Origin of the sequence: Bibersteinia trehalosi USDA-ARS-USMARC-188, assembly GCF_000521725.1 — a bacterium.
Taxonomy (GTDB): Bacteria; Pseudomonadota; Gammaproteobacteria; order Enterobacterales; family Pasteurellaceae; genus Bibersteinia; species Bibersteinia trehalosi.
This window is the reverse complement of the sequence record NZ_CP006954.1, coordinates 117195-131607: the sequence shown is the minus strand read 5'-3', so window position 1 is coordinate 131607 and position 14413 is coordinate 117195. Positions and strand designations below refer to the sequence as shown.

Here is a 14413-nt window from a genome sequence, read left to right as displayed (position 1 = left end):
AACAATGAATAACACAGCAACTTTTAACCGAACTTGGGCAAGAGTAATTTTAAATGCAGTAACCCGTTATGGTGTTAAGCATTTCTGTATCGCTCCCGGTTCACGTTCTACCCCATTAACTTTAGAAGCCTTGTATTTACAAAAGCAAGGTATTGCTGAATGCCACAGCCATTTTGATGAACGTGGGCTCGGCTTTTTCGCACTCGGTTTGGCAAAAGCAACGCAAGATCCCGTTGCCATTATTGTCACCTCTGGCACTGCTGTAGCCAATTTATTGCCAGCGGTAATAGAAGCATCAATCACGCATCATAACCTGATCGTTCTAACCGCAGACCGTCCGCCAGAATTAATTGGTTGCGGAGCTAATCAAGCGATTGAGCAACAGCATATTTTTGCAAAATACCCAGTTGCCAGCCTAAATTTACCTAAACCGAGCCAAGTGTTTAGTGCAAATTGGTTAGTTGCAAGCGTAGAACAAGTTTGTGGCCAACAAGCCAATCAAAAAGGGGTTGTGCATATTAATGTACCATTTGCAGAACCATTGTATAACGCCAATGAAGAAGTGATTGGCAGTGATGCATGGCTTGCGCCAATTACACGTTGGCTTAGCCAACCTCAGGCAAAATGGCTCGATCATCAACCCACCCAACAAGATGTGCTTATGCATGAAAATTGGGACTACTGGCGCACAAAACGTGGTGTTGTCGTTGTAGGTAAACTGCCATTAGAGCAAGGAATGGGATTGGCAAAATGGGCAGAAACCCTTGGTTGGTGCTTAATTAGTGATGTTCAATCCGGTATTGAAGCCACTCTACCTTATGCGGATATTTGGCTTTCAAATAAAACTGTTGAGCAACGTTTACTACAGGCTGATATTGTAATCCAATTTGGCTCACAAATTGTCAGCAAACGTGTCAATCAATTTCTAGAACACTTTAAAGGCGAATTTTGGTTGGTGGATGAAAGCCAAGATTACCTCAATCAATTTGCTCATCATCAAACCCGTTTTATTGCTAAAGCACACCATTTTACGCGTGTACACCCACCATTACGCCAGAAACCTTGGTTGCTTGAGCCATTGGCATTATCTAACTTCTGTGAAACCTTTATTGAGCAACAGGTTGGAGGCAATTTGAATGAAGCTTCACTTGCACACCATATTGAGCGAGTCTTACCACCAAATAGCAATTTATTCTTAGGTAACAGCTTATTCGTACGCTTAGTTGATGCTTTATGCAAATTACCCGAAGGGCAAGCTATTTATACCAACCGCGGCGCAAGTGGTATTGATGGCTTAATTGCAACTATAGCAGGGATTGCAAAAGGTAACGGCTTACCAACCATTGCCGTGATTGGCGATGTTTCAGCGCTGCATGATCTCAACTCTGTGGCTCTATTACGTCAAATCAGCCAACCGACTATTCTGTTTGTTATCAACAACAACGGCGGGGCGATTTTTGATATGCTGCCAGTAGAACCAAGCGCCAAAGATAAATTCTATCGTCTCTCGCATAATTTAGAGTTTTCTCAAATTGCAACCATGTTTGGTTTAGAATATCTGCGTCCCTACACTTGGGCAGATTTAGGCACAAAATTAAAACAAGCATATGCACGTAAAGGGGTGACGATTGTGGAGGTAAAAGTAAACGATCAAGAAGGAAGCAGTCTATATAAATCCTTACTTGAACAAATTTCTCGAGCGTCCATAGACTAATGCTTGCGTATCAATGGTTGGCGGCGCATGGCACGCCAGTGGTTTTTTTACACGGTCTACTCGGTTCTCGTGAAGACTGGGCTGAGGTTTTTTCCGTTTTGCAAAATATCTCTGAAATTCGCCCGCTTGCCATTGATCTGCCGTTTCACCACCACAGTGCAAACATTGCATGCCGTAGCTTTGCTGAGGTTCGTCAGCAACTGCATCAAACACTACAATATTGCCTTGGCAATCAGCCTTTCTACCTTGTGGGCTACTCTCTCGGTGGACGACTGGCGCTGGATTACCTCTGCCATATGCATAATCCTCATTTACAAGGCGCATTGCTAGAAGGGGCAAATGTCGGCTTAGCCAGCCAACAAGCACGCCAACGCCGCTGGCAAAATGACAATGACTGGGCAAAACGCTTTCAATATGAGCCGATAGAGCAGGTGCTAAAAGATTGGTATCAGCAAGCTGTCTTTGCCGATCTCGATGCCCGCAAGCGGGCAGAATTTCTACAAAAGCGGCAAAAGAATGACGGCAAACTCATTGCGCAGATGCTACGCGCTACCAGCCTAGCTAAACAGCCACTACTGCTACCACCTGCACAAGTAAAATATTGTTTTGTGATTGGTGAAAAAGATCAAAAATTCCGCCAGATGGCAATACAATATCAGCTACATTATCAGCTGATTGAACAGGCTGGGCACAACACTCATCAAGCAAATCCGCATGCGTTCGCACAAATGTTAATTCAGTTTGTACAAACGCCATAAGCAGAAACAAGCAAGCGCCCCATTTTCAACGATTTTTTACAAACCGCGAAAATAGAGCGCTTAATATTAGGGCGTGTTGATGTTTCAAATAGTGCAATTACTCTGCCTGCTCAACAATTTCTGTTAGCCAGCTATAGCTACGGAATTGTTTTTCTTCGTCAAAAATATAGCTTACCGCCATAATTTCATCAAAATTTACCCGCGCTTTAAGTGCTTTTAATTGCTGTGCAACACTTTCTTTGCTACCAATCAGAGAACATGCTGTCATCTGCTCCACTACAGCACGTCCTTCATAGTAAGCTGGGATTGTAGCTAATTCTAACGGGCCAAAATGCGTATTACGCCCAGCATATTTTTGCTGCCAAACAGCATTATCATTTTCCAACGGAGGTTGTAATGGTTGCTGCCCGTTGGTTACCACGTTCATAAAAAATTGCGTTTGCGTTGTGGCAAGCTGCTCAGCTTCTTTATCACTTTCGCCAATAATGGCATTTACGCCGATAATCACATATGGCTGAGCTAACACTGCTGACGGTTTGAAATGCGAACGATAAATCTCAACGGCCATCTCAAGCATACGTGGTGCAAAGTGTGAAGCAAAAGCATATGGAAGACCTAATTCAGCAGCTAAAAAGGCACTTTCCGTGCTTGAGCCTAAAATATAAAAAGGTAAATCCATTCCCGCAGCAGGGTAAGCTGAAACCTCATTGGTATTTTCAAAATAGCCTTTGAGTTCTGCGATTTCTGTCGCAAAATCCGCATGCTGACGATTTTTGCGTAATGCAAAAGCCGTTTGCATATCCGTTCCCGGCGCTCGCCCTAAACCAACTTGCACACGATTTGGGTAGAGTGTAGCCAACGTACCATACTGTTCAGCCACAATGTAAGGGCTATGATTAGGCAGCATCACACCACCAGAGCCGACTTTTAAGGTCTGAGTATTGGCAAGAGTATGTTGAATTAACAACGCAGTCGCAGAGCTAGCAAGATTTTTCATATTATGATGCTCTGCAATCCAATAACGCTCTAACCCTAATTTTTCTGCATGTTGCGCAAGACGCACCATTGATGCTATAGCGGCATGATAATCTTGACCTTCTCGCACTGGCACAAGATTAAGTAACGAGAGTTTCATATGCTTTCCTCATTAAATTAAAAACCACCGGATTATATCTATAAATTTAGATTTGTGAATCTATTCTGCTTAAGCAAAACTATTCCGCCACTGATTCGGGCTGACGCAATGTTTGGCCTTAAAATGTTGCCGAAATGACACCGCCGTCTGGAAACCGATTTCCGCTGAAATTTGTTCAATGCTCAAATCACTGCTTTCTAACAACTCTCGCCCTCGTTGTAGGCGAGCTTCAATCAACCATTGCCCTACCGCCATACCCGTTGCTTTGCGAAAATGGCGAGTAAAAGTGCTGCGGCTCATTGCTAATTTATCAGCCAGTTCATCAATGTTGTGGGGGCGTGCTAAGTTTTCCCGTAAATACGCCAATAATTCATTGATATTCTGATTATTGGTGCGTTGAGCAATAGGTTGCTCAATAAACTGTGCTTGTCCACCTTCACGATGAGGGGCAGAAACCAGCAAACGAGCCAAGCGATTACTGACTTTTACCCCATAAAATTTCCGCACAATCGCCAAACAACAATCCACCCCAGCCATAGAACCTGCGGAGGTGATGATATTATCTTGTTCCACATACAATGCATTCATATCTAACTGAATTTGCGGAAAACGCTGGGCAAAATCAGGCTCGGCAAGCCAATGGGTTGATGCGGTTTTACCGTCTAACAACCCAGCATAAGCAAGGGCGTAAGTACCGTAACACAATCCGACAATCATCGCCCCTTGTTGATAGCGTTGTTGCAGTAATTTTTTTAACGCAGCCGAAGGCGGCGTATCCAAATCTGTCCAACCAGCGATCACAATTAAATCCGCCTCTTCCGCCCAACTGAGTTCAGCATCTGCACAAATGGCAATTTTTCCGCCCATTCCCACCGCTTGCGAGCGATTTTCTGCCACAGTTTTACACTCAAACAATGGTTCACCCTCTAATTCCATCGTAAAAATCATTTGCGGCGGAATAAAAACCAACGGATTAAACTCGGGGTAAAGGACTAGGGCGATTTTGGGTAATGGCATAAAAGATTCTCAAATTTTCTCAATCATTTCACTTATAATACCGCCCATTATTTCTTTTTTGGAAAAATTTATGAACCACTCAGCCCACAACCGCCTTGTTTCGTTTATTTGGTCAATCGCTGATGATTGCCTGCGAGATGTTTATGTACGGGGCAAATATCGTGATGTGATTTTGCCGATGACGGTACTTCGCCGTTTAGACAGCTTGCTTGAACCGACTAAACAAGCCGTATTAGAAGAAATCACTTTTTGGGGCGATGAAGTCGCCCCCGAAGAAGAGCTACAAAAAGCCAGCGGTTATGTGTTCTACAACACGTCCAAATGGACGCTTTTACAGCTCAAAGACAACGCCAACAACAACGCCCAATACCTATTGCATAATTTTGATGAATACTTAAACGGCTTTTCACCTAATGTGCAAGAAATCATCAACCGCTTCAACCTGCGTAGCCAAATTGCCCATATGTCAAACAAAGGCGTTTTGCTGGCAGTATTGGAAAAATTCGTTTCACCTTATATCAACCTCACGCCTTTTGAAAAACAAGACCCCGAAGGCAATAAACTGCCTGCCTTAACCAATCTAGGCATGGGCTATGTGTTTGAAGAGCTGATCCGCAAATTCAACGAAGAAAATAACGAAGAAGCAGGCGAACATTTTACGCCGCGTGAAGTGATTGAGTTGATGACCCACCTTGTGTTTGACCCTATTGCAAGCCAAATTCCGCCTGTAATCAGCGTGTATGATCCTGCTTGTGGCAGTGGCGGCATGCTGACCGAATCGCAAAACTTTATTGAAGAGAAATACCCGCTTGCCAACACCGATCGCACCATTTATCTGTATGGTAAAGAAATCAATGACGAAACCTATGCGATTTGCAAGTCCGATATGATGATTAAGGGTAACAACCCTGAGCATATTAAAGTCGGTTCAACCCTTGCCAGTGATGAGTTTGGCGGGCAATACTTTGATTTTATGCTTTCCAATCCGCCTTATGGCAAAAGTTGGTCATCGGACGAAAGCTACATCAAAGACGGCAAAACCGTGATAGACAGCCGTTTTAAAGTAGAGCTTGCCGACTACTGGGGCAATCTTGCAGAATACGATGCCACGCCACGCACCTCAGATGGACAGTTGCTTTTTCTGATGGAAATGGCGAATAAAATGAAACCTGTTGCGATGAATGGTATTGGTTCTCGTGTGGCAAGCGTACATAACGGCTCATCACTGTTTACCGGTGATGCCGGCGGTGGTGAAAGTAATATACGCCGTTATCTGATTGAAAACGACTTATTGGAAGCGATTATCCAACTGCCAAACAATCTGTTTTATAACACGGGCATCACCACCTATATTTGGCTACTCAATAACAACAAGCCTAAACAGAGAAAAGGTAAAGTGCAACTGATTGATGCTAATGAACTTTACAGCAAACTGCGTAAAAATTTAGGCGAAAAGAATTGCGAATTAACGGCAGAACACATCCAACGCATTATGCAAAGCTATTTGGCTTGTGAAAATCTCAATCGCACCGATGGCTTGGCAGCAAAAGTGTTTGATAATCGTGATTTTGGTTATTACAAAGTGGCAATCAACCGCCCTGATCGCCGTAAAGTGCAATTTACCCAAGCGGCGATTGCTCCACTGCGTTTTGATAAATCGCTCATTGAACCAATGCAATTTTTATTTGAACGGCACGGACAAGCGGTCTATTTTGCCGAAAATCTTGCCAATTTTGTCGAAGAACTCACCGCTTGGGCAGAGCAAAACGGCTATGCATTGAATACCAAAAACAAAAATAAAGTACTAAATACCGAGACGTGGAGTAAAGCCAACATCCGCTTTAAGGCGGCAGAAAAATTGCACTCGCATTTTGGCGAGCAAATTTTTATGGACTTCAACGCTTTTGTGAAGCAAGCGGATAATGTTCTCAAAGCCGAAAAAATCAAACTCTCTAGCGCAGATAAAAAAGCCATTTATCAAGCAGTAAGCAGTTATGATGAAACAGCAGAAAAAGTCGTGAGCAAAATCCACACTTTTACAGAGAACGAATTGGCAAAATTATTAGGCAAACTCAAAACCGATGAAAAACATTTGCCCGACTTTGGCTACTACCCAACGGGCAAACAAGGCGAATTTGTCTATTATGAAACCAACAGCGAGCTGTCCGACAGTGAAAATATTCCTTTAAATCAAGATATTCACAGCTATTTTGTTGCCGAAGTCAAACCGCATATTGATGAAACGTGGATTGACATAAACAGCATCAAAATCGGCTATGAAATCAGCTTTAACAAATATTTCTACCAGCACAAAGCCTTACGCCTACTTTCCGAAATCAAAGCCGATATTTTGGCGTTAGAACAGCAGGCAGAGGGGTTGATTGGGGAGATTTTGGGTTGAAGCCACTCGTTTTGTTTATCAAAAATAGCCATATGTGAGAAACAAAAGCATTTGTTTATCACAAATGATCAACAAATAAGTTTGTTTATCAAATTTATAAAAAAATGAGCGACAAACTTGCTTGTCGCTCATCAATGAGCGACAATTCATCTTGTGAATCAAAATTACCAAAATGTGAGAAACAAAATGTCAATAAACCTCAATTTTTCCGAAGCCGTATATTATCCTGAAAGCGTATTCCCTCCGGAAAAGATAGACTTAACTCAAATTTTGTCAGCATTACTCGGGGCAACCAATGCCATCGCCCGTTATGACCAAATGCTGAAAAATATGCACAATAGTGAAATTTTGCTTGCACCGCTAAGAAACCAAGAAGCGGTGATTTCCTCACGCATGGAAGGCACTGTCAGCACCATGGACGAAATTTTGCAATACGAAGCAGACTACCCCGAAGATGAATACAGTGCAGATGTCCGCTCGGATATTATTGAAACTGTGCTTTATCAGCGTACACTTAAAAATGCCCAAAAAGCGATGGAAGAGGGCTATCCGCTCAGTAAATCGCTACTGAAAACCATGCACCAGCAACTGCTTTCTTTTGGACGGGGAGCAAATAAATCCCCGGGGGAATTTAAAAAAGAGCAAAACTATATTGCCGATACGCTCAGTCGCAAAATTTTGTTTGTGCCGATTAGCCCTGAAAAATTAGAAAGCGGTTTAGACCGTTTATTTGACTATATCCACCAAAATACCGACCCTGTGTTATTAAAAACCGCCGTCACGCATTTGGAGTTTGAAGCGCTGCACCCTTTTCAAGACGGAAACGGCAGAATTGGGCGAATGCTCATCACCCTGATGCTGTGGAATGCACACACGCTTTCCGCCCCCCATTTTTATATCAGTGGTTATTTAGAAGAAAACAAAAACCGCTATATTGATTTAATGCGGAATGTCTCCCAAACTGGTGATTGGAATGAATGGGCGGTGTTCTTTTTGAACGCGATAGAACATCAATCGGAACGCAATCTGAATATTGCAGAAAACATTCGTGCCTTATACGAAGAAATGAAAACCGAGTTTAGCGAGATTTTATCCAGCAAACATTCTCTTGCGGTCTTGGATTTTGTGTTTACCTATCCAGTTTTTCGCAACAGCACCTTATCCAAAGAAACGGGCATTTCCACCGCCACAGCCAACCGTTTTACCAAAGCGTTGCAAGAAAAAGGCATTCTCACCTTAGCCGAAGAAGCCTCCGGCAGGAAATCCGCACGTTATACCTTTGAGCATTTGATGAATTTAGTACGGGTATAGCAATCACAAGCGGTCAAAATAAAGGGAAAATTTGCAAATGAAACCTTACGAACAGTATAAAAACAGCGGGATTGATTGGCTGGGGCAAGTGCCGAGTCATTGGGAAATCGGCATTGGCATGATGATTTTAAAAGAAAACAAACGTAGCAACAAAGGCATGAAAGAAAATACGGTCTTGTCATTAAGCTATGGTGAAATTATTGTAAAAGATGAAAGTAAATTATTTGGACTTGTTCCTGAAAGTTTTGAAACTTACCAAATTGTTGAGCCTAACGATATTATTATCCGTTGCACCGATTTGCAAAATGATAAAACCAGTTTAAGAACGGGATTGGCTAAAAATAAGGGGATTATTACGAGTGCTTACTTAAATTTAGGTGTAAAACAAGGTTATTGTGCCAAATTTATTTACTATTATTTACACACTTTGGATATTACAAAAGTAATTTATGGCTTAGGAAGTGGATTGCGTCAAAATTTGAGTTTTTTAGATTTTAGACGTTTGCCTTTTCCACTCCCCCCACTCCCCGAACAAACCGCCATTGCCGAATTTTTGGACGAAAAAACCACCCAAATTCAGACGGCTATCGGGATAAAAAACGAGCAAATCGCCAAACTTAAAGAATACCGCCAAGCCTTGATTAATCAAACTGTTACCAAAGGCTTAAACGCCAATACGCCAATGAAAAACAGCGGTGTGGAATGGTTGAGAGAAGTGCCGAGTCATTGGGAAATCGGCATTGGCATGATGATTTTAAAAGAAAACAAACGTAGTAACAAAGGCATGAAAGAAAATACGATCTTGTCATTAAGCTATGGTGAAATTATTGTAAAAGATGAAAGTAAATTATTTGGACTTGTTCCTGAAAGTTTTGAAACTTACCAAATTGTTGAGCCTAACGATATTATTATCCGCTGCACCGATTTGCAAAATGATAAAACCAGTTTAAGAACGGGATTGGCAAAAAACAAAGGGATTATTACAAGTGCATATCTCAATTTGGGCGTAAAACAAGGTTATTATGCCAAATTTATTCATTATTATTTGCACACTTTGGATATTACAAAAATGATCTATGGCTTGGGAAGTGGATTACGTCAAAATTTAAGTTTTTTGGATTTTAGACGTTTGCCTTTTCCTATCTCCCCGCTCCCCGAACAGCTCGCCATTGCCGAGTTTTTGGATAAGAAAACCGCCCAAATAGATAAAGCCATTGCTCACCACCAAAACCAAATTGAACGCTTAAAAGAGTACCAGCAAAGTTTGGTGAATGATGTGGTAACGGGGAAAATATGGATTAAGCAAGATTATCCCCTTGCTAAGCAAGGTTAATACTTCTTTGTAACTCATTGAAAAACAAAGATTCTTTATAAATAAGCAAGAAATGGGGCAAAATAAGCAAGGTTTCGCTCTGTTTAAGCAAGGTAAAAAAAGGTGCGATATGTTATCAAAATATAATCCATTGATTACAAAAGAATATCTTCAAACCCAGCCTGAAAACCAATATTTTGAACGAAAGGGGTTGGGGAAAGAGCTGATAAAACCCAGCAAAATTGCCGAAGAGCTGATCGGTATGCTTAATGCCGATGGCGGTATCTTAGCTTTTGGCGTATCTGATACAGGAGAGTTTCAAGATTTAAACACGTTGGATAATCTTGATGATTACCGCAAACTTATTTTTGATTTTATTACACCGCCTTGCAATATCACGTTGGAAGAGATTGATATTGATGGAAACCTGATTTTTTTATTTCACGTTGAGCAAGAATTAGAACGGGTTTTCTGTCATAAAAATTCGGGAGATTATTTTTTACGCATTGCAGATAGTAATCGTAAATTAGATTTAGAGCAGATAAAAAAATTGGAATACGATAAAAATATCCGCCAGTTTGAAGATGAAACGGTTGCAGATTTTGAAATGGAAGATCTTGATAAAGACTTGCTTAAAACCTATCAAGAAAAATTAGGTTATCAAGGCAGTGAATTGGATTTACTTAAAACCCGTCATTTGCTGACCTCAAAAAACGGTGAATATCAATTTAAAAAATCGGCAGTATTATTGTTTTCTAAAAATCCTGAAAAATATATTCCGACGGCTTCTGTGCGTTATATTCGTTATCAAGGTGTGGAAGATAAAACGGGCGTGTCGCATAATGTGGTGAAAGATGTCCGCTTTGAAAACAATATTCCCAATTTAATCCAAGAAATCCGCCAATTTTTGAAAATAAGTTTGAACGAATACTATTTTTTGGATCTAGAAACAGGCAGATTTTTAAAAGTACCGGAATACCCTGAAGAAGCTTGGCTTGAAGGTATCGTGAATGCTTTATGCCACCGTTCTTATAACCGTCAAGGCAGTTCGGTTTATATTAAACATTATGATGACCGTCTTGAAATCAGTAACAGCGGACCTTTACCAGCACAGGTAACCGTTGAAAACATAAAAACCGAACGTTTTGCCAGAAACCCACGCATTGCAAGGGTATTGGAAGATTTCGGCTATGTGCGTCAGCTTAATGAAGGCGTAAAACGGATTTATGAAATTATGGAAAAATCCATGCTCAGCACGCCTGAATATCTAGTAAAAAACCACAATGTTTATTTGTTGTTACGCAATAAAATCAGCGTTCATAGCAAAGCCGTTTCCGTAGAACTGATGAAAAAAGTAGAACAGATGTGGGATAGATTTAACGATACTCAAAAAAACATTCTGCTGTTTTTGTTTACACAAGGCTCGGCAACGGTTAAGGGATTGTCTGAATTTACTAAGGTAAATGAAAATACCGTACGTAGCTATTTGAACGGCTTTGTTATTGATGAAATATTGGTACGCCAAAGCACAAAAAAACGGGATATCAACGCCAAATATGTTTTTAAGCAAGATTAGCACCCTGCTAAGCAAGGTTAATGTCGTTTTATAACTCTTTGAAAAATAAATACTTTTTATAAATAAGCAAGAAATGGGGCAAAATAAGCAAGGTTTGGCTCTGTTTAAGCAAGGTAAAGGGAAACGTTATGCACCACACCAAAGAAATCCATTTTGAAACGGCGATTGAGCAGGATTTGCTCAATCAAGGTTTTATCCAAGCAAGTCCTAGCGGCTTTAATGCCCGTTTTGCCCTTGATGAGGCGAACTTTTGGGCGTTTTTAAGTGAAAGCCAAGCGGATAAACTGGCGGATTTCAAACGGCTAAATCCGAATGATTGGCAAGCGAAAATTTTGGCAAGGTTGGATAATGTGTGGAAGCGGGAAGGGATTTTGCACCTGTTTAAAAAAGGGTTGGATGTGGACAATGTGCATTTAGATCTGTTTTTTGTGCCGCCGCTTGCCAACAGTCCGCAGAGAGTTGCCGAGCTGTTTGTTCAAAATCGGTTTAGCGTGATGCGTCAAGTGCCCTATTCTGCCCAAAGCTCGGAAACCGTGGATATGGCGGTGTTTATTAACGGCTTGCCTTTTGCCACGATGGAGCTTAAAAACGAATGGACGGGGCAAAGCACTTATCACGCCAAACAACAATATCGCCACAGAGATAACACCCAAGCCCTTTTTCAGCCTGCCCGCACGCTGGTGCATTTCGCCATAGACAGCCAAGAAGCCTATATGACCACCAAAATTTGTGGCAATAACACTTTCTTTTTGCCGTTTAATCAGGGTAACCATCACGGCAAGGGCAATCCGCCGAACCCCAACGGGTTTAACACCGCTTATCTGTGGCAAGAAGTTTTCCAAAAACAGAGCATTGCAGGGATTATTTTGCATTTTGCCCGCCTAGAATTTGACGATGAACGCAAAAAGGATTTGAGCAAAGCAACGCTCTATTTTCCTCGTTATCATCAGCTTGATGTGGTGCGGAAGTTGGTGGCTGATGTGGCACAAAACGGCGTGGGTAAACGCTATCTCATTCAGCATTCGGCAGGCTCGGGCAAATCCAATTCCATCACGTGGCTAGCGTTTCATTTGATTGAAATTTACGGCAAGGCAAGGGAAAAGCCGATTTTTGATTCGGTGATTGTAGTTACCGATAGAAAAGTGCTGGATAAGCAGATCAGCGATAACATTCGGGCGTTTTCTTCGGTGAAAAACATCATTGCCCACGCAGATCGTGCCACCGATTTGAAAAATGCGATGGAAAACGGCAAGCGGATTATTATCACCACCATTCAAAAATTCCCGTTCATTGTGGACGGCATTGCCGATATGGCGGATAAAAAATTTGCGGTGATTATTGATGAGGCGCACAGCTCGCAATCAGGAACGGCACACGATAATATGAACCGAGCGATGGGAGCAGTAGAAGAAAGCGATGCCCAAGATTTGATTTTATCGGCAATGCAGGCTCGCAAAATGCGTCACAACGCTTCCTATTTTGCCTTTACCGCCACGCCCAAAAACAGCACGCTGGAAAAATTCGGCGAAAAACAGACCGCTTGCAATGCAGATGGCAAGCCCATTTTTAAACCGTTTCATCTCTATTCTATGAAACAGGCGATTGAAGAAGGCTTTATTTTAGATGTGCTGAAAAATTACACCACTTACCAAAGTTATTATGAAGTGCAAAAAGCGGTAGAAGATAACCCTGAATTTGATGTGAAAAAAGCCCAACAGCGTTTAAAAGCTTTTGTGGAAAGAACGCCCGAAAGCATTGCGGTGAAAGCGGATATTATGTTGAGCCATTTTTTAGATAGAGTGGTGAAAACCAAACGGCTGAAAGGCAAAGCCAAAGCGATGGTGATTACGCAAAACATTGAAACGGCGATTCGCTACTATCTGGCAATTTGCCAATGGCTTGATGAAAAAGGCAATCCGTTTAAAGCGGTAGTGGCGTTTTCAGGCGAAAAAAACGTAGATGGCGTGGTTTATACCGAAAGCCAACTAAACGGTTTTGATGAGAATAAAACCAAAGCGATGTTTGATACGGACGACTACCGTATTTTAGTCGTGGCGAATAAATATCTCACCGGCTTTGACCAACCGAAACTGTGTGCGATGTATGTGGATAAACCGCTTGCCGGCGTGCTTTGCGTGCAGGCGTTATCTCGGCTTAATCGCAGCAGCCCAAAATATGGCAAAAGTGCCGACGATCTGTTTATTTTGGACTTCTTCAATAAAACCGAAGATATTCAGGCAGCTTTTGAGCCATTTTATACCGAAACGGAATTAGAGGGCGAAACCGATATTAACATTCTCTACGATCTACAAAATGAACTGGACGAGGCTGGCATCTATGAATTAGACGAAGTCAGCCGTTTTGTAGAACGTCTGTTTGCAGGGGCGGATATGGCGGAGCTACAAACGCTCAATCAGGTGTGTGCTAACCGTTTTAATCACGGTTTGGGCTGGGAACGAGAGCAAAAGGTGGATTTTAAAATCAAAGCCAAACAGTTTGTGAAAGTCTATAACCAAATGGCAAGCATTATCGCTTTTGAAAACCGAGAATGGGAAAAGCGTTACTGGTTCTTAAAATTGCTCATTCCGAAATTAAACGTTGCCGATGATGAAAAGGTGATTGATGATTTGCTGGAAAAAGTCAATTTAAGCTCTTATGCGTTAGCGATTAGCGAAAAAGAACACGCTATTACCCTTTCTGATGAAACGGGCACATTCACGCCAAGCAACAGTACCGTTCACGGCATACACGAAGATGATGAAGAGCGTGATGAATTGGACAATATCATCAAAACCTTTAACGAACGCTGGTTTGACGGCTGGGGCGATACCCCCGAAGAACGCAGAATCCGCTTTGTGGCGGTGGTGGAGAAAATTCAGCAACATAAAGATTTTGAGAGTAAATATCTTGCCATTCAAGACCCTGCGCTTCGCCAAGTGATTTTCAGCGACATAGTAAAAGAGGTGATGCGAAACCGCCGAGAACAGGAAATGGAAATTTACCGACAGTTTATGCGAGACGATTCATTTCAAAAATCTTTGATTGCCAATTTGCAAAGAGCTGTCAATATACGCTAAATCCTTTCAATCCCTTGCTATGTTACACAAGGGATTTTTTTGACCCAATTCTTTCGTTTATTGCCTTTAAAGTCAATTTTTTTGTTTGTTATTGTTTGAAATAATGTACACA

At 41.7% G+C, this 14413-nt stretch carries 9 protein-coding genes; 7 read left to right on the top strand and 2 right to left on the bottom strand.

The window, feature by feature from the left end; all coding sequences use genetic code 11:
* Nucleotides 1-4: 4 nt before the first annotated feature.
* Entirely contained in the window at nt 5-1714 is a 1710-nt protein-coding gene (menD, locus tag F542_RS00605) for a 2-succinyl-5-enolpyruvyl-6-hydroxy-3-cyclohexene-1-carboxylic-acid synthase (protein WP_015433535.1), read from the top strand.
* A complete protein-coding gene (gene menH / locus F542_RS00600) occupies nt 1714-2472 on the top strand; it encodes a 2-succinyl-6-hydroxy-2,4-cyclohexadiene-1-carboxylate synthase (protein ID WP_015433536.1) in 759 nt (252 codons plus the stop codon). The genes menD and menH overlap by 1 nt, the downstream gene beginning before the upstream one ends.
* A gap of 97 nt (nt 2473-2569) precedes the next feature.
* Here menH and F542_RS00595 read toward each other — a convergent pair whose 3' ends face one another.
* Both F542_RS00595 and F542_RS00590 read right to left on the bottom strand, forming a co-directional pair.
* Nucleotides 2570-3607: an LLM class flavin-dependent oxidoreductase gene (locus tag F542_RS00595; RefSeq protein WP_025266692.1), complete on the bottom strand. Its 1038-nt coding sequence runs from the start codon at nt 3605-3607 to the stop codon at nt 2570-2572.
* A gap of 69 nt (nt 3608-3676) precedes the next feature.
* Entirely contained in the window at nt 3677-4624 is a 948-nt protein-coding gene (locus tag F542_RS00590) for a GlxA family transcriptional regulator (protein ID WP_025266691.1), read from the bottom strand.
* A 70-nt stretch (nt 4625-4694) separates the two neighbouring features.
* On the opposite strand from F542_RS00590, the gene F542_RS00585 reads away from it, so the two are divergent.
* The 5 genes from F542_RS00585 (at nt 4695) to F542_RS00565 (ending at nt 14301) form a co-directional block, all read left to right on the top strand.
* Nucleotides 4695-7025 carry a type I restriction-modification system subunit M gene (locus tag F542_RS00585; protein WP_025266690.1) on the top strand — a complete coding sequence of 777 codons (2331 nt, stop codon included), beginning with the start codon at nt 4695-4697 and terminating at the stop codon, nt 7023-7025.
* 186 nt (nt 7026-7211) lie between these two features.
* A complete protein-coding gene (locus F542_RS00580; protein ID WP_025266689.1) occupies nt 7212-8336 on the top strand; it encodes a Fic family protein in 1125 nt (374 codons plus the stop codon).
* A 37-nt stretch (nt 8337-8373) separates the two neighbouring features.
* Complete coding sequence (locus F542_RS00575; RefSeq protein WP_015433542.1) at nt 8374-9669, top strand: restriction endonuclease subunit S; 1296 nt, start codon at nt 8374-8376, stop codon at nt 9667-9669.
* A 109-nt stretch (nt 9670-9778) separates the two neighbouring features.
* Nucleotides 9779-11224, top strand: a complete 1446-nt coding sequence (locus F542_RS00570) for an RNA-binding domain-containing protein (RefSeq protein ID WP_038445888.1) — start codon at nt 9779-9781, stop codon at nt 11222-11224.
* 128 nt (nt 11225-11352) lie between these two features.
* Nucleotides 11353-14301, top strand: a complete 2949-nt coding sequence (locus F542_RS00565) for a type I restriction endonuclease subunit R (RefSeq protein ID WP_025266688.1) — start codon at nt 11353-11355, stop codon at nt 14299-14301.
* Nucleotides 14302-14413 lie beyond the last annotated feature (112 nt).